27 protein-coding genes are annotated in these 26,134 nt (G+C 40.4%); 20 read left to right on the top strand and 7 right to left on the bottom strand.

The genetic code is table 11. The features are described from left to right. Positions 1 to 157: 157 nt before the first annotated feature. The 3 genes from Q1A31_RS17995 to Q1A31_RS17985 all read right to left on the bottom strand — a co-directional run bounded on the left by Q1A31_RS17995 (position 158) and on the right by Q1A31_RS17985 (position 3,149). Positions 158 to 595: a hypothetical protein gene (locus Q1A31_RS17995; protein ID WP_299880097.1), complete on the bottom strand. Its 438-nt coding sequence runs from the start codon at positions 593 to 595 to the stop codon at positions 158 to 160. A 150-nt stretch (positions 596 to 745) separates the two neighbouring features. Continuing rightward, a complete protein-coding gene (gene arfB, locus Q1A31_RS17990) occupies positions 746 to 1,162 on the bottom strand; it encodes an alternative ribosome rescue aminoacyl-tRNA hydrolase ArfB (RefSeq protein WP_299880094.1) in 417 nt (138 codons plus the stop codon). A gap of 88 nt (positions 1,163 to 1,250) precedes the next feature. Further along, positions 1,251 to 3,149: a hypothetical protein gene (locus tag Q1A31_RS17985; protein WP_299880091.1), complete on the bottom strand. Its 1,899-nt coding sequence runs from the start codon at positions 3,147 to 3,149 to the stop codon at positions 1,251 to 1,253. A gap of 111 nt (positions 3,150 to 3,260) precedes the next feature. Between Q1A31_RS17985 and Q1A31_RS17980 the strand changes: the two genes are divergently transcribed. The 4 genes from Q1A31_RS17980 (at position 3,261) to Q1A31_RS17965 (ending at position 6,752) form a co-directional block, all read left to right on the top strand. Beyond that, positions 3,261 to 3,803, top strand: a complete 543-nt coding sequence (locus Q1A31_RS17980; protein WP_299880088.1) for a gluconokinase — start codon at positions 3,261 to 3,263, stop codon at positions 3,801 to 3,803. 218 nt (positions 3,804 to 4,021) lie between these two features. After that, on the top strand, positions 4,022 to 4,918 hold the full coding sequence (locus Q1A31_RS17975) for an alpha/beta hydrolase (RefSeq protein WP_299880085.1): 897 nt from the start codon (positions 4,022 to 4,024) through the stop codon (positions 4,916 to 4,918). Between the two features lie 57 nt (positions 4,919 to 4,975). Then, entirely contained in the window at positions 4,976 to 6,148 is a 1,173-nt protein-coding gene (locus Q1A31_RS17970; RefSeq protein ID WP_299880082.1) for a YbfB/YjiJ family MFS transporter, read from the top strand. A 19-nt stretch (positions 6,149 to 6,167) separates the two neighbouring features. Further along, positions 6,168 to 6,752: a DUF2238 domain-containing protein gene (locus tag Q1A31_RS17965; protein WP_299880079.1), complete on the top strand. Its 585-nt coding sequence runs from the start codon at positions 6,168 to 6,170 to the stop codon at positions 6,750 to 6,752. A 115-nt stretch (positions 6,753 to 6,867) separates the two neighbouring features. On the opposite strand, the gene Q1A31_RS17960 is transcribed toward Q1A31_RS17965, so the two are convergent. Beyond that, entirely contained in the window at positions 6,868 to 7,440 is a 573-nt protein-coding gene (locus tag Q1A31_RS17960; RefSeq protein WP_299880076.1) for a hypothetical protein, read from the bottom strand. 96 nt (positions 7,441 to 7,536) lie between these two features. Here Q1A31_RS17960 and ubiG point away from each other — a divergent pair, with 96 nt between their 5' ends. The 5 genes from ubiG to Q1A31_RS17935 all read left to right on the top strand — a co-directional run bounded on the left by ubiG (position 7,537) and on the right by Q1A31_RS17935 (position 11,527). Further along, positions 7,537 to 8,307 carry a bifunctional 2-polyprenyl-6-hydroxyphenol methylase/3-demethylubiquinol 3-O-methyltransferase UbiG gene (ubiG, locus tag Q1A31_RS17955; protein ID WP_299880073.1) on the top strand — a complete coding sequence of 257 codons (771 nt, stop codon included), beginning with the start codon at positions 7,537 to 7,539 and terminating at the stop codon, positions 8,305 to 8,307. Between the two features lie 24 nt (positions 8,308 to 8,331). Then, positions 8,332 to 8,964 carry a hypothetical protein gene (locus Q1A31_RS17950; RefSeq protein ID WP_299880070.1) on the top strand — a complete coding sequence of 211 codons (633 nt, stop codon included), beginning with the start codon at positions 8,332 to 8,334 and terminating at the stop codon, positions 8,962 to 8,964. Then, complete coding sequence (locus Q1A31_RS17945) at positions 8,965 to 9,552, top strand: hypothetical protein (RefSeq protein ID WP_299880067.1); 588 nt, start codon at positions 8,965 to 8,967, stop codon at positions 9,550 to 9,552. It begins immediately after the preceding gene. 98 nt (positions 9,553 to 9,650) lie between these two features. Next, complete coding sequence (locus Q1A31_RS17940) at positions 9,651 to 10,841, top strand: MFS transporter (protein ID WP_299880064.1); 1,191 nt, start codon at positions 9,651 to 9,653, stop codon at positions 10,839 to 10,841. A gap of 83 nt (positions 10,842 to 10,924) precedes the next feature. Further along, on the top strand, positions 10,925 to 11,527 hold the full coding sequence (locus Q1A31_RS17935; protein ID WP_299880061.1) for a c-type cytochrome: 603 nt from the start codon (positions 10,925 to 10,927) through the stop codon (positions 11,525 to 11,527). Positions 11,528 to 11,649: 122 nt separating this feature from the next. Here the strand turns inward: Q1A31_RS17935 and Q1A31_RS17930 are convergent, their stop codons facing one another. Further along, entirely contained in the window at positions 11,650 to 11,919 is a 270-nt protein-coding gene (locus Q1A31_RS17930; protein WP_299880058.1) for a hypothetical protein, read from the bottom strand. 238 nt (positions 11,920 to 12,157) lie between these two features. Here Q1A31_RS17930 and queC point away from each other — a divergent pair, with 238 nt between their 5' ends. The 10 genes from queC to Q1A31_RS17880 all read left to right on the top strand — a co-directional run bounded on the left by queC (position 12,158) and on the right by Q1A31_RS17880 (position 21,351). Next, on the top strand, positions 12,158 to 12,844 hold the full coding sequence (queC, locus tag Q1A31_RS17925) for a 7-cyano-7-deazaguanine synthase QueC (protein ID WP_299880055.1): 687 nt from the start codon (positions 12,158 to 12,160) through the stop codon (positions 12,842 to 12,844). A 9-nt stretch (positions 12,845 to 12,853) separates the two neighbouring features. After that, a complete protein-coding gene (gene queD / locus Q1A31_RS17920) occupies positions 12,854 to 13,210 on the top strand; it encodes a 6-carboxytetrahydropterin synthase QueD (RefSeq protein WP_299880052.1) in 357 nt (118 codons plus the stop codon). Next, the gene (gene queE, locus Q1A31_RS17915) at positions 13,207 to 14,019 is read left to right on the top strand and encodes a 7-carboxy-7-deazaguanine synthase QueE (protein ID WP_299880050.1); all 813 of its coding nucleotides are present in this window, start codon (positions 13,207 to 13,209) and stop codon (positions 14,017 to 14,019) included. Before queD ends, queE begins: the two co-directional genes overlap by 4 nt. Before the next feature lie 32 nt (positions 14,020 to 14,051). Beyond that, positions 14,052 to 14,435, top strand: a complete 384-nt coding sequence (gene gloA / locus Q1A31_RS17910) for a lactoylglutathione lyase (RefSeq protein ID WP_299880048.1) — start codon at positions 14,052 to 14,054, stop codon at positions 14,433 to 14,435. 23 nt (positions 14,436 to 14,458) lie between these two features. After that, a complete protein-coding gene (locus Q1A31_RS17905) occupies positions 14,459 to 15,823 on the top strand; it encodes a capsule biosynthesis protein (protein ID WP_299880044.1) in 1,365 nt (454 codons plus the stop codon). 4 nt (positions 15,824 to 15,827) lie between these two features. Beyond that, on the top strand, positions 15,828 to 16,601 hold the full coding sequence (locus Q1A31_RS17900; RefSeq protein WP_299880042.1) for an SDR family oxidoreductase: 774 nt from the start codon (positions 15,828 to 15,830) through the stop codon (positions 16,599 to 16,601). Beyond that, positions 16,601 to 18,202: an LTA synthase family protein gene (locus Q1A31_RS17895; RefSeq protein WP_299880039.1), complete on the top strand. Its 1,602-nt coding sequence runs from the start codon at positions 16,601 to 16,603 to the stop codon at positions 18,200 to 18,202. The genes Q1A31_RS17900 and Q1A31_RS17895 overlap by 1 nt, the downstream gene beginning before the upstream one ends. A gap of 37 nt (positions 18,203 to 18,239) precedes the next feature. Further along, on the top strand, positions 18,240 to 19,622 hold the full coding sequence (locus Q1A31_RS17890) for an MBL fold metallo-hydrolase (RefSeq protein WP_299880036.1): 1,383 nt from the start codon (positions 18,240 to 18,242) through the stop codon (positions 19,620 to 19,622). A 161-nt stretch (positions 19,623 to 19,783) separates the two neighbouring features. Further along, positions 19,784 to 20,182 (top strand): ferric iron uptake transcriptional regulator, encoded by a 399-nt coding sequence (gene fur, locus Q1A31_RS17885; RefSeq protein WP_299880032.1) that lies wholly within the window; start codon positions 19,784 to 19,786, stop codon positions 20,180 to 20,182. Positions 20,183 to 20,328: 146 nt separating this feature from the next. After that, positions 20,329 to 21,351 (top strand): Fe(3+) ABC transporter substrate-binding protein, encoded by a 1,023-nt coding sequence (locus tag Q1A31_RS17880; protein WP_299880029.1) that lies wholly within the window; start codon positions 20,329 to 20,331, stop codon positions 21,349 to 21,351. 192 nt (positions 21,352 to 21,543) lie between these two features. Here Q1A31_RS17880 and Q1A31_RS17875 read toward each other — a convergent pair whose 3' ends face one another. Then, positions 21,544 to 23,520 (bottom strand): acyltransferase family protein, encoded by a 1,977-nt coding sequence (locus Q1A31_RS17875; protein ID WP_299880027.1) that lies wholly within the window; start codon positions 23,518 to 23,520, stop codon positions 21,544 to 21,546. Between the two features lie 276 nt (positions 23,521 to 23,796). Beyond that, positions 23,797 to 24,210 (bottom strand): CopD family protein, encoded by a 414-nt coding sequence (locus Q1A31_RS17870; protein ID WP_299880024.1) that lies wholly within the window; start codon positions 24,208 to 24,210, stop codon positions 23,797 to 23,799. 207 nt (positions 24,211 to 24,417) lie between these two features. On the opposite strand from Q1A31_RS17870, the gene sbcB reads away from it, so the two are divergent. After that, positions 24,418 to 25,863, top strand: coding sequence for an exodeoxyribonuclease I (gene sbcB / locus Q1A31_RS17865; protein WP_299880021.1), 1,446 nt, complete (start codon positions 24,418 to 24,420; stop codon positions 25,861 to 25,863). Positions 25,864 to 26,134: the final 271 nt, after the last annotated feature.

Raw genomic sequence — 26,134 nt, 5'->3', positions numbered from 1 at the left:
GAGTAGGTTCTTGAGGCTAGAGCCTTGAACCTCTTCCACGTCCTAAGGACGTGGTTCTTATGTGTAATAGAATTTATACAGAGCTAGGGCACTATTTTTAGAACAAAAAAAAGCCCATGATTTCACTCACGGGCTTTTTGTTTGTTTATTCTTGTGGTTAGTAACAAGCACCTGATGGATCAACATTGATTCCGATCAGCTTATTACCACCGCCGCCAAATACGTTTCCACCATTATAGGTTAAGCAACCTTCGCCATCGTATAAGGCCTGCATACGCTGCACGTCACTACCATAGTAGAAAGGAATCCAACGCTTACCAGTTTCGTGTCGCTTTAGGTCATTTGGTCCGCCAATTGTCGAATTAACGCGAGCCATACTCATGCCCAGATTAATTTTTGAGAACTTACTACCCGGTCTGATTGTTCCTGTGATTTTGCTACCACGAGGATTCGTAGCGGCTGGCTTTGCTGGCTTAGCCGCCATTTTCTTTTCTGGTTTACTACCAGAAGCCGTAGAACCGCTATCTGATCCGCCTGAGCACGCAGATATCAGTACTGCAGTTGCTATGATTAACCCCATTTTACTTATTGTCATTCTTAACTCCCTTGCATATAAAAAATTTTATAGGAAAGGAGTATAGAATTTATTAATTAGTGAATAAAGTTATTTAGCAGATAAATAATTCTTTTCAGAAAACGAAAGTCACCCCCCTACTTTAAGGCTTTTTTTTATCAACTGAATCTATTAGTCTCTATCCACTTTCTTACGCAAGGTTTTCGTTTTCCCCCGTTGAATTTTTTTATCCACACGCTTAATTTGTGAGTTTCTACTGGGCTTAGTTGGCATGCGCGCTTTACGCACTAAGGAGACACTTTTAATCAGTAACTGAAGTCGCTCTAACGCATCTTTGCGGTTCTTCTCCTGAGTACGGTGAGTTTGTGCTTTGATAATGATGACACCATCTTTGCTGATGCGGTTGTCACTCAACGCCAGCAAGCGTTCTTTGTAGAACTCAGGAAGTGAGGAGTCGGCTATATCAAATCGTAAATGAATCGCGGATGAAACTTTATTGACGTTTTGCCCACCCGAGCCTTGCCCACGAATTGCTGAGATTTCGATTTCATCATCGGGAATGGATACAGCTGGTGAAATAATGAGCATAATCAGTGAGTTTCCATCAATTTTTAGTCAGATATAGTAAGTTATTCTTGTCAGTTATAATGAAAACTTAATTCTACTCTAATTACAACTAAAGCAGATTCATACGTAACATAATTAGCGGGATTGCTTGTTGCCCACTCCTAAGCACTAGATCAGAGCCCTGCTTTATTTTGCTGAAACGCGAGTTCAGTGTGAAGGTTGCCGTTTTAATTTTATTATCACCCAAAGTCTCAAGACTTTGACTCTCGCCTTCTGCCACTTCAACACTCAATGTTGTTTTTGCGGTGTCTTTAAAAATTGCTTTTACTTCAACATCACAACCATCCGGACATCGCATTTTTGCCAATTCGTCATTGACATCAAAGCTGAACTCTTTGGCTTCCCGGGCAAAGTATTCATAATCGATACCATCGGGGAGATAGTAGCCCTGAAACCAATAGTTTTCAGATTTGGGCATTATCACCTTGATAGCAGGTTTGTTTTCAATACGCGTGTTTTGTGGGCTTTCTTCCAACCAACGACCAAAAGATCTTACTGTCACTGCATCCTTATTATTGTTCACGCAATCCACTTCGCTGTGATCCTTTAAACGAGAATTGGCAATATAGCGTTCACCCAATAATACAAATGCATCGGGTGTGTTTTCTAATTGTTTACCCAAGGTTAATGTTAAATACTTTATGAAATCCTGAGTTTTATAATCTCCATCATAAACTTTACTCATATTACTGATACTCATGAAGTTTCTTCGCATTTGTAATACACGCAAAGAAGTGATTAAAAAGCGATATGGGTTATTTTCATAAGGACCAACCTCTGCAATCACATAATCATTTTTTCCATAAAATTCATTTTCAGTTCCCCAATATCGACCTTTAATTTTACTCGCAAACTGCTCATTAAAATCTAAACGACAACTTCCATCAGGCATTGAGGTAAATACATTGCCATAAATTTTGTCGGTGTAAGTCAACCAGCGTTCAATAGCGCCATCACGGTTTCCCAAACCCAAATCCAAAACATATTTGGCGATTTTCTTAAGTTTTTGATTATAGGGTTCAGCTCCATAGCCATATGTGAAAAGCGTGCCTAGATTAGTAAAGCCTAGCTTATTTTTATGTTTGCCAAATGCCTTAGCATAGATATCAATATTCGCAAGCGTTGCTTGTTCGAATACCTCTGGATTGAAACCGAAGCTCTGTTCTGCCTCATTACGTTCATTGGGTGACATCCAGAATTCACCCCAGCCATTTTTATTGCCATAATCATCACAGGAATCCTCTGCTTTACCAAACTCCCCATCAGCTAAGCCAAGCTGAACACCGATCACTTGAGGGTTTGATGCATAACGCCGGGCAAATGCTTGAATAAAAGGACGTAAGGCGTTTGTATAAGCTTCATCCCAATAAATGAGTGACTTTTCGGATGTTTGTCTTAAGTTTTTTAATGCCCAATCAGGAGCTTCGCAGGAAGAATTAACCTCTATTCTAACTAACGCTCGTTGTGGAGCGATACGTTTTAAATCCCTCTCAAATCCAGAGAAATCAAATACGCCTTTTTGTGGATTCGCTTCATTCCACAAGAGTTTTAAAAACCTATTCTTAACGGTTTTCATTCCACTATCTAATTCTGTTGTTAAACCCGAATATCTCTCTTCCCCCGCATAGCTTGGTAAAGACCAATCAAAACCTTGCTTAAAGTGGGGGGGTGTCATTGTTGTTAATTTGGTTAATTTGGTTTTGCTGTTTACCGAGCTTGTAGTTGCTTTATCTGTGGCTAGTTCATGAGGAATTTTTGGCTGATTGTTTAACTGTTTTTGATCTGCATGTTGCTCAGTATTATCGCTAATTTGGTTATTATTAACATTATCTAGCGATTTGACTGGTGAATGAACTGGAGAATTATATACATCATAAAAATAATCCCCTCCGATAATCACAGCGGCAGAAAATAATACAAATAATATGATGTATAAAATAGTCTTCATGAAGCGTTAAATAGCCATTTAAGAAAAACAGAAGAATATTCTATCAGATACTTAAATATCTATTTGATGTATAAGATTAACTGCTTTTTTATGAGCTTTGGTATTTTAACTATGGAATCAGCGCATTTTTTTAATAACAAACCAGTCGTTGTAGCTATGGGAGTTTGTGGCTGTGGAAAATCCACCATCGCTAAAAAAATAGCATCCCAGCTGCAATTACCTTTTTTTGAAGGAGATGATTTCCACCCTGCTTCAAATATAGAAAAAATGTCTAACGGAATCGGCTTAACCGATGAAGATCGCTGGCCTTGGCTTGATGCCTTAGGTGAAGCGATCCGCATAAAAAACAACGATAATAGTGGTGTAATATTAAGTTGTTCTGCGTTGACACGTGCTTATCGTGAACGCCTGTCAACGTCATCTGGCGTTCCCATACTCTATATCTATCTGCATGGAAGCCGAGAAACACTGTTAAAAAGGATGAATTCCCGAGCAAACCATTACATGCCCTCCAGTCTACTCGATGGTCAACTAGACACCCTTGAAATACCTGAGGATGATGAAATAGCATTCACAGTTTCCATAGAAAAGAGCATCAGTGAAATAGTCAAAGAATCTATTTTAAAAATTAATAGCATGAGAAGTCTTGATTGATTGATCTATCTTCCCTCTAAATAGAACGCTATCGGGCTTGAAAGCTAGTGCCGTAGTGGTAATACAGTGTCTTTTAATGATATATAGCAGTTAGATACTAAATCAGTTTAGTATTTAGTTTACATATAATGATTTGAGTCTATTATTAGCTCCCCTTAAATACCCTCAAAATTTTACCTCTAAATACTCTCAAATAATTAAAAAAGAAGAAGCTGCGCATGACCAAGAAGACGGATCACCCTTTTAAAAGCTCAAATATGCCCTTCTCCATGAAGGCATTTTTTAGTTTGACCACTTATGTATTCAAAATAGTTGGTGCTATTTCCCCCACTCTGGCCGGAAAATTAGCCTTACGGCTCTTTATGACGCCACCTAAAGTCATTATTCCTCGACGTGAGAAAGCCATTCGTGAAAGTGCCAAATTGCATTTCATAAACATCAAAGACCGACAGATTTCTGTGCGTAGCTGGGGAGAAGGCCCAACAATTCTGCTAGCGCATGGCTGGGGTGGTAGAAGTTCTCAGCTAATGGGATTTATCGAACCCTTGGTTGCAGCAGGTTATCGCGTTGTTGGCTTCGAGATCCCGGGACATGGTGACTCAACGGGCAAACACTCAAACATGCTGGATGGCGCGTCGATAATTGCTGAAGTAATTAAGCAGGAAGGTCCGGTAGAGGCTATCATTGCTCACTCTTTTGGCACTGGAACCACACTATTGTCGATAGATAAGTTTGGTGTTAAAACACCCAAAGTGGTGTTGATAAGTACCTTCTCTGGCGTCGAATTTATCCTCGAAATCTTTGGCGATCTTTTCTCTTTAAGGCAATCTACTCTGGATGCCATGCAACAAGTCGCATTAAAAAAGTTTGCCCATGAATATCACGTCGGATGGGACTGGAATGAAATTTCTCCGCTAGAAACCATCAAAAGTTGCGACAGTGAACTACTATTGATCCATGACGATCAAGATCACGAAGTTCCAATAGAAGAAGTGTTACCACTGCACAAAAGTCAACCACAGGCAAAAAAGCTCATCACGTCTGGTTTTGGTCATCGTAAAATTTTACTCAACAAAGAAGTCATCGACACGACTGTAGATTTTATTACGCAGTAATTATTCGTTAAAAGATCTGCAAAAAACCAAACCCGCGACAGGAATCCCCTTTCTTATATGCCAAATAGTAAAACAGATCATCCGTTAAAAGTGATGTTTGCGGGGCTATTTAGCCTTATTTTAGCGATGGGTATTTCGCGTTTTTCATACACGCCCTTATTGCCGGTGATGATTAATGAGACATATTTGAATGATGCCAGCGGTGGCTGGCTCGCCACCATTAACTATCTGGGTTATATGCTGGGGGCGATTATCGCTGCCTCAATCAGTGACCTCAAACTCAAAGACGTACTTTATCGAGTGGGGCTGATTGTCGCAGTCCTTTCTACTGTAGGTATGGGAGTTACCGACAATTACATCGTCTGGTCAATCATGCGTTTTATTGGTGGTTTGAGCAGTGCGGCATGTTTATTAGTGGGAACCGGATTGATTCTTAACTGGATGATCCGCCACGGACACAAGCCCGAACTGGGCATACATTTCGCTGGCATCGGACTTGGCATAAGCCTTACCGCGATACTCTCGATGATGATGCTAAACAAGCTTGATTGGGCGCAACAGTGGTATGTCTATTCAGCGATTGCAGTAGTTATTGCTATTCCCGCATGGCGCTGGTTGCCAAAGCCGGTGAATCATCATCAGACCACAACTGGCGGAACGCTATTGGACACGCCACCAGAAAAAAGCTGGATGTTGATTTTGTACGTGGCTTATTTCTGTGCCGGTATCGGTTATGTTATCAGCGCTACATTTCTGGTCGCCATTGTCGATCATCAGCCTGAATTGGCAGGCAAAGGTTCGCTAGTCTGGCTAGTCACTGGTATCGCGGCGGCACCAGCCGCTATTTTATGGGATCGAATTGCCCGAAAAGTCGGCGAGTTAAAGGCATTGTTCTGGGCTTATGGCATTAATATTGTTGGTATTATTATTCCGGTTTTTAGTCATAGCTTATCGGGTGTTTTACTCAGCGGTTTTTTCTTTGGATTAACCTTCGTGGGCATCGTGAGTTTACTGCTGACCATGGTTGGCAAGTTTTACCCTACCAAACCTGCTAAACCCATGGGAAAATTAACCTTGAGTTATGGTATCGCGCAAGTAGTTGCACCTGCCATGGCAGGAATGATTGCAGAAACAACAGGAAATTATTCGATGCCGTTGATTTTTGCATCTGTTGTTATGGGTATCGGCATGGTGTTAATTGTTATACTGCAAATCAGAAAAAAACATTAAGACGTTAAGGATAAAGAGTATGAAGTACGCATGGGGTTTAATATTTTTAGTGGTTTTAATCTGGTCGGGAATTAACCCCAAAGATACACTCACCTGGTTTCTGGAAGTGTCGCCAGCCATCATTGGCGCGGGCTTATTGCTGTATACCTTCAAGACTTTTCACTTAACATCCATACTGTATTTTTTCATTTTGCTACATTGTATTGTGTTGATGATAGGTGGACATTACACCTATGCTGAAGTTCCATTGTTTGATGGTCTATTTGGTGCCGAACGAAACAATTACGACAAAGTAGGTCATTTATTCCAGGGTTTTGTACCCGCTCTACTCGCCAGAGAAATATTGATTCGTAAAAATGCCGTTAACGGTAAAGCCTGGTTAAATACGTTTATCATTTCAGTCACCTTGGCATTTAGCGCATTTTATGAACTGATAGAGTGGTGGGTTGCTGTTGCAAGTGGTGATGATGCAGTCGCCTTTTTAGGTACGCAAGGTTATGAGTGGGATACTCAATCAGATATGTTTTTAGCACTGATAGGAGCGATTGTCTGCATACTCGTTTTAAGCAAGATTCATGACAAGCAATTACAAAACCTGAAGTGATATCTGGTTAATTTGTTAAAAGCCACTTAAAAAAAAGCCTTCAGCTCTGCATAAATTCTATTTACGTTTTTAAAAAACAAAAACGTAATATCATTCAAAGTAGGAGTATGGCTAATTACTTTTTTGGCGTTGATTTAACTTTTGGTTTGGGTATGGTTTTTACGGGTTTTTTCAGTATGTTATTGCCTGCTTGATTGTCATTATTCTGGTTGATCTGTTTTAATAATTTAGTTTCTTTTCTGGCCCGCATTACATAGCCGCCCAGTGCACCACCAGCCGTGCTAATTGTTAATAAGCCCATGGTCAGTAATTCCGTTAATAGCATCAAAGCACCTGCGCCTATGGTACCGGCAAATGCTGCCCCTACTTTAAAGTTGGCTTTGCTGTGGGTGATTTTGGCTTCTTTGGCAATTTGCTGCTGCGTTTTTTGCACCAACTTGGTTTTAGCGCGCTCAGCGTTCAGCTGAATTTTTTCTCTTTCACGAGCATGCTGAGCTTTCGCCTCAAAAACTTCATCTTTACTTTTATGTGATGCGATTGAGTTAAACCAAAAGGCGGTAAAAAAACCGACCACTAATAACGGAATCAGCAATCGCAACCACCCTATTCCTTCTAATTCAGGAGCGAGTAATACCAGCGCAACTGTTGCAATTTGTACGGCAACTATTCCAAAGAAATATTTAAACATTGCAGACCTTGATAAAACCTCGATATTTATTTCGCAGTTGTGAATCCATTTTCGATATAATAACGTAAATTAACTATTCAAATCATGTGTATTGCCATGCAAGCTACAGCGAAAAAAAATGAACTAAATAATTCTAATGCCACCCAACCCTCAAGCAAGTCTGTGAATGTTGATCCTAACGAAATAAAAAAGTTCGAGGATTTGGCACACCGCTGGTGGGATAGAGACAGTGAATTCAAACCTTTGCATGATATTAACCCACTAAGATTAAATTATATTGAGCAACATTCAGGCGGTATAAAAGACAAAAAAGTTATTGATGTGGGTTGTGGCGGAGGAATACTGTCTGAAAGCATGGCACTTCGTGGAGCTGACACTCTGGGAATAGATATGGGCCAGGCCCCGCTTTCTGTGGCTGAGTTACATGCTTTAGAAACAGGGATTGAGAATATTAAATACCAAAAAATCCCTGTAGAAGAACTTGCTAAGGAACAGACGGGGCAATTTGATGTCGTAAGCTGTATGGAAATGCTTGAACACGTACCAGACCCAGGATCGATAATCCAAGCCTGTGCAGATTTGGTTAAACCGGGAGGAAGTGTTTTCTTTTCTACGATTAACCGAAATCCGAAGTCATTTGCATTTGCAATTTTAGGCGCAGAATACGTATTGAATATGCTCCCAAAAGGTACTCATGAGTATGCTAAATTCATACAACCTTCAGAGCTTGAGGCATGGGCTAGAAAGTCTGGCCTGCAACTTGAAAACATAAAGGGTATGACGTATAACCCATTGCTTCAAAGTTATAAGTTAAATAGTGACGTTAGCGTGAACTATTTGATGCATTTTACCAAACCTAAAAACTAAATTTTAAATAAGTTATTACTCATTATGAAACGTATACTATCAGCCCTATTCCTCATATCTACCATGCTTCTGTCTGCATGCTCTATGAGTCCGATCGTTAAAGATATTCGTTATGACGAAGTTAGCTTTGATGCTGAAAATCGTAGAACAAAGATTTCAGCAATTGACTCAACCACTGAGTTTAAAATACAAATAGTGACTGAAACAATTATGGGATTAGGGCCAAATATTGACCCTGAAGAAGCTAGCTTCGTGGCTAGAGAAGCTGTTCTGTATCCTCGACACTTAGCAAATAAATACAGGTTAATTGCTCCTGCTAACTCTCACAATGTACTAGTGAATGCAGGTAAAAGAGACCGTGGATTATGTTATCACTGGGCACGCGACATGACTGATCATATTGTTGAGGGAAGAACCTTTAAAACCTTAACATTGCAACGTGCTGTCGCTAATCAAGGCAGAAATTATGAACACAATGTTTTAACAGTGGCAGCCAAAGGAAAAGGGATCGAAAATGCATATATCCTAGATGCATGGAGAAATTCTGGAGATCTCCTAGTTCTCCAAACACGTGATGATCCTGAATATGACTGGAAAAAATATACAAGAAGAGTTATTAGCGCCGTACCAACTAATGACGATAATGAAACAAATTAAATGTTACTACCTGCCATGAAGAATCTTTTTACACTAAAACTTTCATTGATACTGACTAGCTTACTTCTTTTGAGTGCCTGTTCATCAATCCAATACCAAGGTGTGCATGTAAACAAACAGGGAAGGACTATTGTTAGTGCCATTGATGAATATGACAACAAAAAAATTCAAGAGCTGAAACAAGCAATTATGACTTTAGGACCAAATATTGTTGAAAGTGAAGCCCAGTTTGTTGCTAGAGAAGCTGTTCTTTACCCAAAAGTTTTAGCCAATCGATACCAACTTATGAGCCCCCCTCTATACCACAATGTACTGGTAAATTATGGTAAGCGTCCTCGTGGATTATGTTACCAATGGACTCACGACATGGGTAAACAAATCAATAAGCCCATGAAGTCTTTGCAGTTCTACCATGCTGTTGCATTTAGACGTAACTATTGGAGAGAACACAGTACATTGGTTGTGACGGCTAAAAATAAAGGCGTTGCTGATGGAATCATTTTAGATCCTTGGAGAAATTCTGGTGTTTTATTCTGGTCGCATGTGAAAGACGACAAAAAGTATCCATGGGTTCAGTTTACCAACTAGTTTTCACTGCTTAATTCACCCCTGGGATTCGGCACTTATCTTCTTTAACTGACAAACACCAGGGGCAAATTAACGACACAAGAGTTGAAGACGTAGACATGAAAATCACTAAGAACTCTCCTGAGTTATTACTGCTTCTTATCGCTGCAGGTACAGCGATGAGTTTTGCTGTCTGGCAAAATCTGTTGAATAATTTTGCGATTGAACGTGCTGCATTTACCGGTGTGGAAATTGGTATTTTACAAAGCCTTCGCGAAATCCCCGGCTTTCTTGCTTTTACGATTATCTACGTTCTACTGCTTATTCGCGAACAGCGAATGGCTTATGTTTCGATGGTTTTACTAGGGTTGGGAACACTACTCACCGGCTTCTTTCCCTCTGCTATTGGCTTTTATCTCACCACAATTTTAATGTCGATGGGCTTCCACTATCTGGAAACCATTCAAAACTCGCTTACCCTGCAATGGGTGAGCAAGAAAGATGCACCTGAATTTTTGGGCAAAATGATCGCAGCAAAAGCTGCCGCATCGATTTTGGCATTTTCTCTGGTGTGGTTATTATTCGAATTCTTCCATTTTGATTACAAATGGATATACATTGTCGGGGGCGGCGTTTCTTTATTTATCGCCTTTTATAGCTGGAATCATTTCGATGACTTCCCGCAGAAAGTCTATCAAAGTAAAAAACTCATTCTACGAAAACGCTACTGGCTGTATTACGCCTTGCAATTTATGAGTGGTGCTCGCCGTCAAATCTTCGTGGTATTTGCAGGATTTTTGATGGTAGAAAAGTTTGGATTTAGTGTCGGAGAAATTTCCATACTGTTCCTTATAAACTCCGCTTTTAATATTTTTATGGCGCCTAGAATCGGCAGACTCATCGCTAAAATCGGCGAGAGGAATTCATTAATATTCGAATATATTGGTTTGATCGCTGTGTTCTGTGGCTACGCTGTGGTAGAAAATTCGAATATTGCGGTAGGTCTGTATATTTTAGATCACTTATTCTTCGCCATGGCTATTGCGCAAAAAACCTATTTCCAGAAAATTGCTAACCCTACTGACATTGCTTCAACAGCTGGTGTTTCTTTCACCATTAATCACATTGCGGCGGTTGTAATCCCTGTCATTTTTGGCGCTTTATGGTTGAGCTCGCCTTCTTTAGTATTTTATGTAGGAGCGGTTTTTGCGGGAATATCCTTACTCTTAGCCTTTAATGTACCCAGCAATCCAGAAGCTGGAAATGAGACCATTATGGGACGTATTCCTCATAATGCCTTAGAGACGTAATCGCTCTTTTTTACTTAACTTTTATCTATTAACTTCCAACTATTCTTATGCGTACTACCCTAATATTTCACCTTCTGATATTTATGCTTAGCATAAGCACACTAGCTTTTTCGACTGATACGACTGAGGATATTGGTAAAAAGCTTTTTCAAGAAAAGTGTAGCGAATGTCATCAACAAGATGGCAACAGCAAAGACAAAGAAATTCCCAATATTGCAGGGACTTCAGCAATTTTGACTTTCGACATTATGGATCAGTTTAAATCAGGCGATAGAAAATCGAAGCCAATTAAGCTAAAAGACAGCGCGGCAACTGGTGATAAAACAGAAACAGACATGAATGAGATAACCAAAGCACTGAAGACAAACGAAATTGAAGCCATTGCATTTTTTTTAGTCAAACAGAAATCAAAACCTGCATCACAAGCATTTGATCAGGACCTTGCGAAAAAAGGAAAAGAAATCCACATGGATCTCTGTGAAAACTGTCATGTTGATGAAGGCACCAACAATATCGAAGACGCATCAATACTACGAGGTCAATGGAAAAACTATCTTCAAAGCCAATTTAAAGTGCTTAGCGAAGGTGAGCGCTATATGCCTAGACGCATGAAAAAACGCTTTAGAAAATTATCTGATGAAGACAAAAAGGCACTGATTGAATTTTATATTAGTCCTGCTAACTAGGCTCATCAATGAACCAATAAACAGACTGCCCATCAAGACGATTCATTAGTGTTTAATACAAAGTGAAAATTGACACCCCCCTACTTATGGGCGTTTTTTTAAGCTTTAATAACACTACAAACTCATTCCTTAACCTTAGCCACCTTACCTTTACCATTGAAAATGCGAAATCCATCTCGAATAAAAGACAGCATAAAAACATAAAACACTAATTTCAAAACTACCGTAAAAATAAAAATAAACGGGTATTCACTGAAATCCAGGGTTCCGTTCACTCTTAGTTTGTAGGTCACACCGTTTACGATGGTGTGATAAAAGTCATAGGATAACCACGCGACTATCATTCCCGGGATTAGAATCATCAGCGCTGCTTTTAAATATGTAACAAACATGGTTTCCTCAAATTATGAATATTTACAAAGCATTATATTAGAAACAGAACTCACTCTCTAGTTACCATCAGTTTGACACCTCAGTGTGTCGTCAGGTTTTATCAAATTCTCCCATCAAACAACAATCGCATTTTAAAAAACCTTTGGTTATAATACCGCGCTTGTAAATCAACCGATTTACCCCTGTCGACGCACCAGGTAAAAAACACGGGGAGAATTATCTCCCATAGAAGGAAATATGAAAGCCCTAGTAGTTTGTTCGGGCGGTCTCGATTCTGTTACTTTATCCTACAAAGTAGCCAGCGAAGGCACGCTATCATCACTCTTGTCGTTCGATTACGGACAACGCCATCGCAAAGAACTCGACTTTGCCGCACATTGCGCCAAACAGTTAGGCGTAAAACACACCATTATCGATTTAAGTCAGGTCGGCAAACAGCTTACCTCTGCCCTTACCGATGACATCGACGTTCCCGATGGACATTATGCTGAAGAAAGCATGAAAGCCACCGTCGTGCCTAATAGAAACGCAATTATGATGACGATTGCCTTTGGTTTGGCGTCTTCGCAAAAAGCGGATACGGTAGCTATGGCTGTGCATGGCGGTGATCATTTTATCTACCCGGATTGTCGTCCAGATTTTATTGAGTCGTTTGCAGCGATGCAAAAAATGGCTTTAGACGGTATGTCGGAGATTGAGCTATACACACCTTATTTGCATCTGGATAAAACTGAAATCGCCCGCGACTCAGCAAAATATAGCGTACCTGTGATTGATACCTGGTCCTGTTACAAAGGACAAGAAAAGCACTGTGGTCGTTGTGGCACCTGTGTTGAACGCCGTGAAGCATTTCACCTGGCGAATATTGAAGACCCAACCGAATATGTCGATGCAGATTACTGGCAATCAGTTACGTCAAACTAGTTAATTATCATGTATACAATAAGCAAACAATTTACTTTTAGCGCCTCGCACCAGCTACTTAACTTACCTGGCGATCATCCCTGTCACCGACTGCATGGACACAACTATATTGTCGAAATCGAGTTGAGATCAGCGACGCTTAATTCGACTGGATTTGTGCGAGATTACAATGATCTCGATGCCTTAAAGCAATATATCGACGACACGCTTGATCATCGTCATCTCAATGAAGTGTTTGGTCACGATGATACAACAGCCGAAAATCTGGCTTATTTCTTATTCGATTGGTCAAAAAAACAATGGCCAGAAGTAAGTGCGGTACGCGTCAGTGAAACGCCTAAAACATGGGCCGAATACAGACCATGAGCATTCCATCTATAGTCACCCCCCCACTTTCAGGCACTTTTTCTACAGAATCTGTGAGTAATGATGCTACTGACTTAATCAGTATTTCGGAAATCTTTGGCCCCACGATTCAGGGCGAAGGTGCGTTGATTGGTACTCAAACGATTTTTGTCAGAACCGCGGGTTGTGATTACCGTTGCAGCTGGTGCGATACTGGTTACGCCGTTTTGCCCGAATTTGATAATGACTGGAAAAACATGGATGCCGAATCTGTTTTCAACAAAATAGAATCGCTCAGTAATAAACAAGCCATGTGGATTACGCTATCTGGCGGAAATCCGGCGATGCAAAATCTAGAACCACTGATTAAACTGGGTCAGGCAAAAGGCTATAAGTTTTCCATGGAAACGCAGGGCAGCATTGCAAAACCCTGGTTTGCCTTACTCGATCAATTGACGTTTAGCCCAAAACCACCCTCTTCTGGAATGCGCTTCAAACATAAGGGCCTGCAACGTTGTTTGGACGCTTGTGAAACGCTTGAGATTATAAATAGCCAGACGCATCCCGATGTTTCACTCAAATTTGTCGTGGCAGATCAGGATGATTTACTCTGGGCAAAGGAGATTGCAGAGCAATATCCACAATTGCCTTGCTATGTGCAGCCTTGTAATAATAATGCCGATATCAATGTTGATAACCGATCAACTGCTGAAAATTCTCCATACGACCAAAAACAAAAAATGCTTTGGTTGATTGATGCAGTACAATCGTTAAACTGGACTGACGTTCGGGTACTTCCACAATTACACGTTTGGTTAAATGTAGAGTAATTGAATAGTAATAAATAACAGGACTTTTAAAAATGAGAATGCTACACACCATGCTACGCGTGGGTAACTTAGAAAAATCCATCGCTTTTTACACAGACGTTTTAGGCATGCAGGAATTACGTCGTCAAGATTACCCAGAAGGAGAATTCACCCTGGCTTTTGTGGGTTACGGTGACGAAGCAAATAACACGGTATTAGAACTAACCCATAACTGGGGCGTTGAAAGCTATGATCTGGGTAACGCATACGGCCATATTGCCATTGGTGTCGATGATGTTTACGAAGCCTGTGAAAAAATGAAGCAGTCAGGTGGAAAAGTGATTCGTGATGCTGGCCCAATGAATGCCGGTAAAACTATTATCGCATTTTTGGAAGACCCTGATGGTTACCAAATTGAGTTGATTGGGCGCGAATAAGTTTTACTGACTTTATAACTCCCGTGCCATTTCAAGTATCGCCACACGCTCAGAAAAAATCCTTTCTTCTCCTACAAGGGGTAGCAAGTCCATTTTTTGCTGAGCTTGAAAAGGCGTTAATAAAGGCAGGCCATCAATCACTCAAAATTAATTTTTGCGGGGGTGATTTACTTTCTGGACGTTTCTTTTCAACCGCACTCAATCACATCAATTTCCAAAAATCGTTGAATGAACTCCCTGAGTTCTATCTCGCTATTTTCAAAGAACATAACATTACAGATATTGCCTTATTTGGTGATACGCGTCCGGTTCATGTTCCGGCAATAGAGTTAGCAAAACAACAAGGCATCGAAGTTCACGTATTCGAAGAAGGTTACTTCAGACCAAATTGGGTAACGCTTGATGGTAATGGCGTCAACGCCTACTCTAAAATATATGAACATTCAGAAAACGAACCTGAGTGGTTTCTTGAACTCGCTAAACGTCAACCAGACTGGCAAGATGAGAGCAAAGATACAGGCGGGAATTTAGCTATAAGGGCATGGCACGATATTCGTTATCACCTCGCGAAAACATTACTCAAACCGATGTTTCCAAAATACGAAACACACAGACCGGATAGCCCATTACAAGAGTATTGGGGATTTATCAGGCGCATGCCGATGGTATCGCTTTATTACAAACGTCAATCTAATCAACAAATTAAAGCGTTAATTGCGAGTCATTCTCCTTTTTACCTTTTGCCATTACAGCTCGAAGCTGATTCACAGATAAGATTGCATTCTGACTTTACGAGTCTGGAACATGTGATTCAAACGACGATCGAATCTTTTGCCACAAACGCTACTAATGATGCAAAACTCGTTATCAAACTGCATCCATTAGATCCTTGGTTTATCAATTACCCTAAAATCATTGATAAACTTTGCACTCAATATCAAGTTAACAGTGAACGTGTTATTTACCTTGAAGCGGGTAACCTGAATACTTTACTCAACGCTGCCCAAGGCACTATTTTAGTAAACAGCACCGTTGGCACATCTGCGTTAGCCCTTGGTTGCCCTGTTATTGCATTGGGGTCGGCCATTTATGATATACCGAGCTTAACTTTTCAGGGAAAATTAGATGATTTCTGGTCTAATGCTGAGAAACCAAATGCTGAATTATTCCAGGCATTTAAACAAACCTACATTCAGCAAACTCAAATCAATGGTAGTTTTTACAATCTGAAAGGCATACGAATGGCAGTCGATTCGGCGGTAAATAAATTAGCTGAAAATACGTCTAAACTTTCATCAGGATCATCATCTGCAGAATCTACTTTTGAAAAACCTACTGCAACAGATACTAAATTGGATCCTGATCAACTAGTAAGAAATTCAGGCTAATTAGATGAATAACAAGAAAAATATTGTTATCACTGGAGCAAGTAGTGGCATAGGTTCAGCTATCGCTTTACGTATGGCGAATCCCAACAACAGGCTTATTTTACTCGCCAGAAACCAACAGAAACTGGATGCGATCAACGCGCTCTGTAGCAACAAATCTGCAGAAGTGATGACACATTCGATTGATGTGACCGAATACCAAAAGCTTCAGGACTTGATCACAGAAATCGACACGCAACACCCAATCGACCTGATTATCTGTAATGCAGGTATTACCAATTGCGTGGGCAGAAAAGGGGAAGCTGAAACCTGGGACGAAATTACCCAAGTCGTCGACACCAACCTCAATGGCGTGCTGGCTACGATTAACCCATTGATTTCACGCATGCAGGCTCGCAAACAAGGGCACATCGCGATCATCAGTTCGCTTGCAGCCTTCTATGGCATGCCCATCACACCTAGTTATTGCGCCAGTAAAGCGGGACTAAAAGGTTATGGTGAAGCAATTCGTGGCTGGTTAAAACACGATGGTATAAAAGTATCGATGGTTTACCCAGGCTTTGTAAAATCAGACTTAAGCGACCAGTTTATCTCTGATAGACCGTTTATGCTGACGCCAGAAAAAGCCGCGAATATCATCGTTAATGGTATCGAAAAACAAAAACCAAGCATCACCTTCCCATTCCCGCTTAATTTGGGTACGTGGTTTTTAAGTGTGATGCCGGCGCGAATTGCAGACTGGTTTATGAATCTATTATTCGGTGCCGGAAAACGCTGATGCAGGATTTATTGCCCTCGTATTTTCCGACGCTTGCTTTAGCGCTGTTGTTAACCATCGCTTTTTCATTTCTACCAGAGCGCTGGGTAAAACCGAAAACACCTAACGTTAGTTTCAGTAATGGTTTGCTGCAAGCCTTATTAGTATCGATACTTTTTTTAGCCGTTACACTTATTGTGCAACGTCCTATTTTTTCGGCTTTAGCAGTTTCCATATTCTTAATCATTCTTAGCGGTGTTAGTAACGCAAAATACAAAGCCTTACGAGAACCTTTGGTGTTCTCGGACATCGCGATGTTTTCACAGGCGTTTAAGCACCCTCGTTTGTATTTCCCTTTTCTAGGGCTGTTACCTGTTATTGCTGCACCCATTATTATCATTGCTTTGATCATTACTGTTCTCAGCCTGGAACCAGCGATGGCGTTTACTGCACAACGGATTCTAATCAGTATTTTAGCGATCGTATTGTTTGTTTTTAGCGCCCGAAATTTAGCTTTACGCTTCACACTCACTCAGGAACCAGATCAGGATATTGAGCGTTTAGGCTTACTCAATTCGATTTTTGTCTACGCTATTCAGGCTCGCACACCCGCGCATCAAAAGTCGATCCAATCTACCTTGGCGGAGTCTCCTTTTAAGTCTCCAATTGGAAATATAGATAAATTAGATAATGAAAAGTCACCCCCCCACTTTGAGGGCATTTTTTCTAATATTACCGTAATCCAGAGCGAATCTTTTTTTGATGCGCGACGACTGCATGATTCGATCAAACCAGATGTCCTTAAAAACTTCGATAGTTGTAATCAACAATCAACCCAGTTCGGAAAACTCAAAGTCCCTGCCTGGGGCGCAAACACCATGCGTACCGAGTTTGCATTTTTAAGTGGATTGAAATATCAAGACTTGGGACTTTATCGTTATTACCCTTATCAATATTTACACAAAATGCCGATCAGTTCGATTGCCTCTTATCTTAGCGCGCAAGGCTATCGCTGTGTATGTATTCATCCGCACCCTGAATCATTTTTTGGCAGAGACAGAATTTTCCCACAAATGGGTTTTGATGAGTTCATCGATATTAAAGACTTCGATACCAACAACACCTTTGGGCCTTATATTTCCGACCAGTCTGTAACCAATAAAATATTGGAAATCACGCAAAATCACGAAAGCAACAAGCCTGATCAACCCTTATTTATCTTTGCAATAACCATGGAAAATCATGGCCCTTTGCATTTAGAAAAAACCACCGCAGAAGAGCAACACAGCTATTTTGATTACAAACCGTTAACAGCCGCTAACGATTTAACGGTCTATCTTAGGCATCTACAAAATGCAGATAAGATGATCGCAGATTTAACAAACGCTTATTCGAAATTTGAAAATCCACACGCATTATGCTTTTATGGGGACCACATACCGAGCATGCCGAATATCTATCAGCAGCTTGATTATGACGAGGAGGAATCTGATTATTTTATTTGGCAGAATTCAAAGACCAGAAGCTCAGATTCTATAAACACCCATAAAGATCAGATGATATCAGCTGATACGTTAGCTAAAACACTGCTTACTTTAACCGGTAATCTGACGGGTAATTAACTGAGAAACAGAAACAATAATTAAAGGCAGATAAAGAATGAGAGAGATTTTTATATTTAGAAAAATTAAATACACAAATACAAAAATACAAACACTTAATCTAATTATTAGCTCATTATTAATCAGTACCTTATCCGTTACTTCAGGCTATGCCGCCAATTCTGATACCACCGAAAACCCAGGCACATTAGCTATCGCAGCAGCCAATAAGAGTATCACTAATATCGATACTGCAACCTTAGAAAAACTATTAAAAGAAAATCCTAAAATAGAAATGGTCGATGTGCGCTCGGCGAATGAAATCGACTTTATTGGTGGTTATATCGATGCGGATGAAACCGTAAATATCACTCGCGGCTGGTTAGAATTCGATATCGGTTCACACGTTAAAACCAAAGACACGCCAATCGTTGTCTATTGTGGTACTAATCAACGCAGCCCATTAGCCGCTAAAACCTTAATGGAAATGGGCTATACCAATGTGAAGAATTACGCGGATGGTTACAATAAATGGAAAGAATTAGGTAAGCCGATCAAACCCATCGATAAAGCACCTGAATCCCTACTCTTCAGCTTGCCAGAAAAAGTCACTGATAATATTTATTCTGCCATTGGCGCGACTGCTCCGGGCACTTATGCTAACTCGGGCCACAATAATAACCTGTCATTTATTATCACCAGTAAGGGTGTCATTGTCTTTAACGCTGGCGATAACTACTTACTTGCCAAAGCCTTGCATCACGAAATTAAAAAACTGACTGACAAACCTATCAAGTACGTCATTTTAGAAAATGCACAAGGTCATGCGATGCTGGGAAGTAACTACTGGAAACAGCAAGGTGCAGAAATCATTGCGCACGTAGACGCTGTCGAAGAAATGAAAAGTCATGGTCAGGCTACCATCGAACGCATGCAAACAGGCCGACGCGATAAAGCACAATGGACGGTGTTTTCGCTACCCGACAAAACCTTTGAAGATAAATTAGTCATCGAATTAGGCGGAGAAACTTTCGAAATTCTACACCTTGGCCCCGGTCATAGTCCCGGCGATATCTCCTTGTGGATTCCAGATCAGAAAGTACTCATCTCTGGCGATATGGCTTTTCATCAGCGGTTAATGCCAATTTTCGAGCACACCGATACTGCAGGGTGGATTGAAACCTGGGATAAAATTGAAGCACTCAATGCTGACATTATTATTCCCGGTCATGGCTCCCCTACTAATATTTCGGAAGTCACCAAATACACCAAAGACTACCTTGTCTATATGCGTAGCGAAGTTGAAAAAATCCTGGATGATGATGGCTCAGAACAGGATGCCTATAATATTGATCAGTCGCGCTTTTCACATCTCGATACCTTCAATGAATTGGCTTTACAAAATGCCGGAAGGATTTTTAGACAGATGGAATTTGAATAGCAGAAAACTAGCTTCATTAAAGTTGAGATATTAGTCCTGCTTTCAGTTTCATTTATATCAACTATAAGTCTGCACTAAAATGATCTAAACTAGTGGTTGATCTAAGATAACGATCAATTTTAGTAAACTAATAAAAACCACTCAAATCACATAAACTAATTATGAACAAAATTGATATTAAAGAAGCTGGCTTAAAGATTACCCAGCCGCGCGTACAAATTTTAAAAATATTAGAAACCTCTAAAGAGAAACACTTTAGCGCAGAGGATTTATATCAAATACTTCGTGATGAAGATTCTAAAATTGGTTTAGCAACAATCTATCGGGTTCTTACTCAATTTGAAGCAGCTGGTTTAGTGATGCGCCATAATTTTGAAGGTGGACAAGCCGTTTTTGAGCTTGATCAGGGAGAGCACCACGACCATATCGTGGATATGAAAAACGGTAAAATCATCGAATTTCATGATGAAATCATCGAACAGCGCCAGATTGAAATCGCTAAAAAACACGGCTATAAACTATTAGATCACTCCTTGATCCTATACGCAGAGCCAGAATAACACTCAATCTCGTTGTTACATTAATCTAAAAAACATATTCAATAAGAATAATTCTCATTAAAATCACAAGTGTTATTGCAAATCATTCTTATTTGCAATAACATCCGCTCCCATAATTAGTTACTTTATGTTTTTGGAGCATTCACATGAAAAAAATCGTTAGTGTCGTTTCACTTCTTGCCTGCACTTTGGCAGCGCCAACAATCAGTTTTGCGGCTGATGAAGTGAACCTCTATTCCGCAAGAAAAGAAAATCTCATCAAGCCTTTACTGGATAATTTCACCAAAGAAACAGGCGTCAAAGTTAATCTGGTAACTGCAAAAGCGGGACCATTACTGAAACGTCTGGAAACAGAAGGCGCGAATAGTCCAGCTGATCTTTTTATCACCACAGATGCAGGTCGATTACATAAAGCGAAAGAAGCCGGGGTTTTACAGTCAACTGCTTCAGAGGCGCTAAATAAAGCTGTGCCTTCAGAATATCGTGATCCGGAGGGTTTCTGGTATGGCTTATCATTACGCGCACGCCCTATTTTCTACGTTAAGAGCAAAGTAAAACCAGAAGAGCTTTCAACTTATGAAGCATTGGCTGATGATAAGTGGAAGGATCGTATTTGTATCAGAAGTTCTGAAAATATCTACAACCAATCTCTGGTTGCTTCAATGATTGCCAATATTGGCGAAGAGAAAACCCAGGCATGGGCAGATAAACTTGTTGCCAATTTAGGCCGCAAGCCAAAAGGCGGTGACCGTGATCAGATTAAAGCAGCTGCTGCGGGCGAATGTGATATCGCGATAGCAAACACTTATTACTACGGAAAAATGCTACACGGCAAAGACGACAAACAACAGCAAGCAGCAAATGCTGTCGCCATCTATTGGCCAAATCAGGCAGACCGTGGCGCTCACGTAAATGTCAGTGGAATCGCGATGACTAAATCGGCTAAAAACAAAGCCAATGCGCAAAAGCTGATGGAGTTTTTAACCACTAAAGATTCACAGAAATGGTATGCAGAAGTGAATTATGAATACCCTGTTCTTACTGACGCAGACTGGAGTGAAACACTCTCTTCATGGGGCAAGTTTAAAGCTGACTCATTGAATCTTTCTAAGTTAGGTGAGCTTAATGCTGATGCTGTAAAGGTAATGGATAAAGCGGGCTGGAAATAAGTATTTAAGCGAGTAATAAATCATTACTTAAAAAAACTGCCTGCAAGTAGGGGGGTGACCTTTACAAGTCACTCCCCTTTTTTATTCATCGCTTTTATCTATCGACTAGCCTATGGCTACTTTAGTAGTACCAAAATTAATATCAACTCTGATATTTTTGTGTCTATTCTTCTCTTGAAAAACTTTTAATGTTTACTTGCCTAGAGTACTTATCCGTGAGTCTAACGCCTTCATAATTCTTTGTTTGGCTTTTGCAGTTCCTGCATTACTCAAATGATCTTCATCGATATATAACACATCCGAACCATCCAGCACCCAGCCCTTATCATCTTTCATGTATATATCGGCGATCTCAATTAATTCGCAATAGTTGCATTTTTCTACAATATCGCGAACCGACTTTCTCCCAAACTGATAATCCGCAGAATTAACGTAAGGTACAAATTGCTTTTCGCCTTTCTGCGGTTTCAACCCATAATGAGACAGAAACTGTGTCGCATTTTTATCGCCATAAAACAGTAAAGGGGGTTGCTCAATCAAAAACACTTTGGAACCTAAATCCCCTAAGAATGAGATTAAATCTTTGGTGCTTTCTACGTTATCCAGACCTGACCAACTTTGCACTATTACAACAATTTCAGGCTTCCATAGTGTTAAGTATTTTAATCTCGCTTCATCGTATTCACGTTTTTCATCAGCGCTAAAAAACGTTGTTTGATGACCTGCCTTCACGGGGATATCAAAAAATGTCGGCGTACCATCAGCTGCATAAAAACCAATTGATTTATGCAACTGCTTAGCGATGCCATCCAGCGTGCTCGACCACATCAATGCATGCGAATCACCCAGTACCACGATTTCAGGTGTTGCTTTTCCATACAGCTTAGCTACTCCACCCTCTTTATACGCTTGCCAGTTTCTGTCTTTATTATCTGATACCTTAATTCCCTGCATCTTCCTTAGCGTGAAATCCTTGGTATCTCTAACCGGACTACTACTGTATAGCTCGCCATCCCATTGCGTTTCGCTATACATAGAAATATCTTCTGAGTAATCTGACTTGGTCAATGTGTATGAATAGATCACTCCAAGCATCAAAACAGTCAGCACTACCGGCACAGTTTTCTGATTTTTTCGGGTGGGTTTTTCTATGAGATGATAAGAGATAATCGACAGAATTATAATCAATCCAAGCAATAAATAGACTGGATATTCGATTTGTGTTTTTAAACTTAAATTCTTGGATAAAACCAGTACAGGCCAATGCCACAAATACAAAGAGTAAGAAATTTTACCGATATAAACGATTGCAGGAATGGATAATATTTTATTAACGTAAGTATTGCTGTTACTCGAAAAAACAATAATTAAGCCAGCGCCAATCACCGGAAGAATCAAGAAAGGTGAGATGCCATCATTCCCATCAATTAGAAAATAAGAAAGCGCAACGACTGCCAATCCCAATATCGAAAACAGCTGCAGGGTAGACGTTTTTTTACTGTTAAAAAACGTTGGATGTTTGTAGACAGATATCGCCAAAAATGCGCCAACACCTAGCTCCCAGGCTCTGGTTGGCAATAGATAGAAAGTCGCATCTGGATGATTCTTACTTCCATAAATAAACAACAATGCGCTTAATACACAAAGTAGCAAAATCAATGGCGCTAGCCAGTTTCTAAAATACTTTAGCGCGATAAAAATGAATAACGGAAAAACCAGATAAAACTGTTCTTCAACAGAAAGAGACCAGGTGTGTAAAAGCGGCGAATTCTCAGCCGCATAACCCCAGTAATTACCCGCAGTCATCCATTGGCTTATATTGGCAAAAGACAATAAGGAGGCAATACCCTGTTTGCCGAGATAATATATATCTGGCGCGTAAAGAAGAAATTGGCTCGCGATTAAGGTCACTAAAACAATAACCACCAATACCGGCAGTATTCGTCTAATTCTGCGTAACCAGAAATCGCTAAAACTAAAAACGCCTTGGTCGTAGTCTTTCAATAAAATAGTGGTAATTAGAAAGCCAGATATAACGAAAAATACATCTACGCCAATATATCCACCAGGTATCCAGTTAAGACCAAAATGAAACAAAATAACAGGAATTACCGCAAAGGCTCTAAGGCCATCTATTTCAGGTCGGTAGGATAAAGAATTAGTTTTCACGCATCATAAACTCTAGTTTTAATCGGTGAATTTTAGTGCACAACTATGAAAAAAGAATTCATTAAATGTGTAACTTTTTGTAAATAAAAACCATTGATAAACCAAAATTTACCTTTCATTCCAATCGTCTAAGTCACCCCCTACTTTTAGTGTTTTTTTTGAATATTAAGTTAATTCGCTCTATTTTTATTGGCAGTTTTAAGTGCTGATTAATCAAAAAAGCCAGATCAAATGATCTGGCTTTTTTATGCTTAACATTTATTCTTAGTGTGTTTTCTAAAACGGCTTAACCACCACCATAATTAAAATCACAATCGTCAGAATCAACGGTAACTCATTCATCCAGCGATAGAAAACGCCACTGTGATCAAGATGCCCTTGCTGCATTTCTTTCATGCGCAAGCGACACCAAAAGTGATACGCCATCATCAAACCGACAAATAATAACTTTACGTGCAACCAGCCACCCGCAAAACCGTAAGCCAGCCATAGCCATGTTCCCGTGATTAAAGTAATCACCATCATAATCGTCATAAAGCCATACAGCTTGCGCGCCATAATTGCTAATCTATCGACATCCTGCCCTGCCTCTTTACCTTCGACAAAATGCACAAAGATGCGTGGCAGATAAAATATTCCCGCCATCCAGGACATTACAAATAAAATATGAAACGCTTTTAACCACAACATAGTAAAACTACCTTTAAGATGAGCACTAATAATACACTCTATCCGCAACAGCTGATAATATTGGGAGTTATATTATTGACATATATAAAGAAAAAAGATGTAACTCAACCATTGTGCATCGACGATTCCTTATGGAATCTACGATGGACTTTCTTGACTCTTGGTGAGTCTAAGAAAGTCACCCCCCTACTTATAGGCTTTTTTTAAATGACTGAACAAACCATCTTCTGGCACGATTATGAAACCTGGGGTGTTGATCCACGACGTGATCGCGCTTCGCAGTTTGCGGGTATCCGCACCAATTTAGATCTGGAAGTTGTCGGTGAGCCAGTGATGTTTTACTGCAAACCTACACATGATTTTCTGCCACACCCTGATGCTGTTCGTGTCACAGGCATTGCACCGCAATTAGCGTTTGAAAAAGGCTATATAGAAGCCGAGTTTTTTGGTCGAATTAACGAGATATTCTCCCAACCAGGCACTTGTGGCGCTGGCTATAACAGCATTCGTTTTGATGATGAAGTCACGCGCTTTGGTTTCTACCGCAACTTTATCGACCCCTACGCACGCGAATGGCAAAACGGCAATAACCGCTGGGATATTTTAGATTTAGTGCGAATGACTTATGCACTGCGACCTGAAGGCATCAACTGGCCAGATCGCGAAGGCGAAGAAGGCGTACCCAGTTTTCGTCTAGAACACTTAACCGCCGCCAACGATATCGAACAAGCTGGCGCGCATGATGCCTTAGTCGACGTGAAAGCCACTATCGATATCGCACGATTAATCAAAACCAAACAACCGCGTTTATACGATTACTTTTTTGATCTACGCATCAAAAACAATGTCGCGCCCTTACTCAATACCACGGTCGAAATAGCGCAACGTAAAACTATGTTGCACGTTAGCGGCATGTTCCCCGCCACTCAAGGCTGTCTCTCACCGATCGTGCCGTTGATTGTGCATCCTGTAAATAAAAACGAAATTATCTGTTACGACCTGCGCCAAGACCCCAGCGCGATGCTAGCGATGAGCGTCGATGAGATCATCGAAAACCTTTACAAGCCAAGAGCCGAACGCGATGAAAATCATCAGCATATCGCGTTAAAAGGTATTCACATCAATAAGTCACCTGCAGTTTCACCGACGAATACACTCACGCCCGAGCTAGCTGAACGATGGGAAATCGACTGGGATCAAATCGAAGCACACAAACAACAGTTGATTGCAGATGAGACACTCATCCGACGTTTGGAAGAAATGTACAGCCGCAAACGTGAGCAGACAGAATCAGACGCCGACTCTGCACTCTACGGTGGCTTTATCAGCAATGACGATCGCAAACTGTGTAATCAGGTACTAACCTCATCACCCGAAAAACTCAGCAACTGGACACCCGAATTCAAATCGAGCCGATTGCAAACACTCTACCCCAGATATCGGGCCAGAAACTGGCCAGAAACACTCGATGAAAAAGAACAAAAGCAATGGCAAGCATTCTGCCAAGCAAGAATTATCGACGGAGAATATGGATGCCAATTAACGGCAGAACAGTTGCAAGCCAGACTGGAAGAATTAGCACATGAAGAATTGCCCGAACGCGAACAGATAGCACTAAATAAATTGGTAGAATGGGTTCAGGGGTTTGTTTAATCAATAAGGTCACCCCCCTACTTTTAAGTGATTTTTATGCGGCTGCGCCTTCCCTACGGGTAAGCATTAAACAGCAATGCTTTTGTCTCGATAAATCTCGGCTCATTTTGTAGTTTAAAATGACTAAAGGAACTTATGCATAACTAGGCATATTTTAGAATCGATATAACTCTCTGTTTCGAAAGACATTATAAATAAGAATATCGATAAGCATAACAACGGGAATAACTATGCTGTCTAAATAATTTACAAACAATCCATAGTTTGACCT

Source organism: uncultured Cocleimonas sp. (assembly GCF_947495625.1).
Taxonomy (GTDB): Bacteria; Pseudomonadota; Gammaproteobacteria; order Thiotrichales; family Thiotrichaceae; genus Cocleimonas.
Note: the sequence above shows the minus strand (reverse complement) of the source record. Positions and strands in the feature narration are given on the sequence as shown.

Excerpts from the sequence above, each read along its gene's own strand:
- Q1A31_RS17895 (WP_299880039.1), top strand. The coding sequence starts at position 16,601 with ATGCAGGATTTATTGCCCTCGTATTTTCCGACGCTTGCTTTAGCGCTG.
- Q1A31_RS17900 (WP_299880042.1), top strand. The coding sequence starts at position 15,828 with ATGAATAACAAGAAAAATATTGTTATCACTGGAGCAAGTAGTGGCATA.
- Q1A31_RS17995 (WP_299880097.1), bottom strand. The coding sequence starts at position 595 with ATGACAATAAGTAAAATGGGGTTAATCATAGCAACTGCAGTACTGATA.
- Q1A31_RS17870 (WP_299880024.1), bottom strand. The coding sequence starts at position 24,210 with ATGTTGTGGTTAAAAGCGTTTCATATTTTATTTGTAATGTCCTGGATG.
- arfB (WP_299880094.1), bottom strand. The coding sequence starts at position 1,162 with ATGCTCATTATTTCACCAGCTGTATCCATTCCCGATGATGAAATCGAA.
- Q1A31_RS17985 (WP_299880091.1), bottom strand. The coding sequence starts at position 3,149 with ATGAAGACTATTTTATACATCATATTATTTGTATTATTTTCTGCCGCT.
- Q1A31_RS17945 (WP_299880067.1), top strand. The coding sequence starts at position 8,965 with ATGTTACTACCTGCCATGAAGAATCTTTTTACACTAAAACTTTCATTG.
- queD (WP_299880052.1), top strand. The coding sequence starts at position 12,854 with ATGTATACAATAAGCAAACAATTTACTTTTAGCGCCTCGCACCAGCTA.
- Q1A31_RS17960 (WP_299880076.1), bottom strand. The coding sequence starts at position 7,440 with ATGTTTAAATATTTCTTTGGAATAGTTGCCGTACAAATTGCAACAGTT.
- queE (WP_299880050.1), top strand. The coding sequence starts at position 13,207 with ATGAGCATTCCATCTATAGTCACCCCCCCACTTTCAGGCACTTTTTCT.
- Q1A31_RS17975 (WP_299880085.1), top strand. The coding sequence starts at position 4,022 with ATGACCAAGAAGACGGATCACCCTTTTAAAAGCTCAAATATGCCCTTC.
- Q1A31_RS17930 (WP_299880058.1), bottom strand. The coding sequence starts at position 11,919 with ATGTTTGTTACATATTTAAAAGCAGCGCTGATGATTCTAATCCCGGGA.
- Q1A31_RS17965 (WP_299880079.1), top strand. The coding sequence starts at position 6,168 with ATGAAGTACGCATGGGGTTTAATATTTTTAGTGGTTTTAATCTGGTCG.
- Q1A31_RS17970 (WP_299880082.1), top strand. The coding sequence starts at position 4,976 with ATGCCAAATAGTAAAACAGATCATCCGTTAAAAGTGATGTTTGCGGGG.
- gloA (WP_299880048.1), top strand. The coding sequence starts at position 14,052 with ATGAGAATGCTACACACCATGCTACGCGTGGGTAACTTAGAAAAATCC.
- Q1A31_RS17935 (WP_299880061.1), top strand. The coding sequence starts at position 10,925 with ATGCTTAGCATAAGCACACTAGCTTTTTCGACTGATACGACTGAGGAT.
- Q1A31_RS17980 (WP_299880088.1), top strand. The coding sequence starts at position 3,261 with ATGGAATCAGCGCATTTTTTTAATAACAAACCAGTCGTTGTAGCTATG.
- queC (WP_299880055.1), top strand. The coding sequence starts at position 12,158 with ATGAAAGCCCTAGTAGTTTGTTCGGGCGGTCTCGATTCTGTTACTTTA.
- Q1A31_RS17890 (WP_299880036.1), top strand. The coding sequence starts at position 18,240 with ATGAGAGAGATTTTTATATTTAGAAAAATTAAATACACAAATACAAAA.
- Q1A31_RS17950 (WP_299880070.1), top strand. The coding sequence starts at position 8,332 with ATGAAACGTATACTATCAGCCCTATTCCTCATATCTACCATGCTTCTG.
- ubiG (WP_299880073.1), top strand. The coding sequence starts at position 7,537 with ATGCAAGCTACAGCGAAAAAAAATGAACTAAATAATTCTAATGCCACC.
- sbcB (WP_299880021.1), top strand. The coding sequence starts at position 24,418 with ATGACTGAACAAACCATCTTCTGGCACGATTATGAAACCTGGGGTGTT.
- Q1A31_RS17940 (WP_299880064.1), top strand. The coding sequence starts at position 9,651 with ATGAAAATCACTAAGAACTCTCCTGAGTTATTACTGCTTCTTATCGCT.
- fur (WP_299880032.1), top strand. The coding sequence starts at position 19,784 with ATGAACAAAATTGATATTAAAGAAGCTGGCTTAAAGATTACCCAGCCG.
- Q1A31_RS17880 (WP_299880029.1), top strand. The coding sequence starts at position 20,329 with ATGAAAAAAATCGTTAGTGTCGTTTCACTTCTTGCCTGCACTTTGGCA.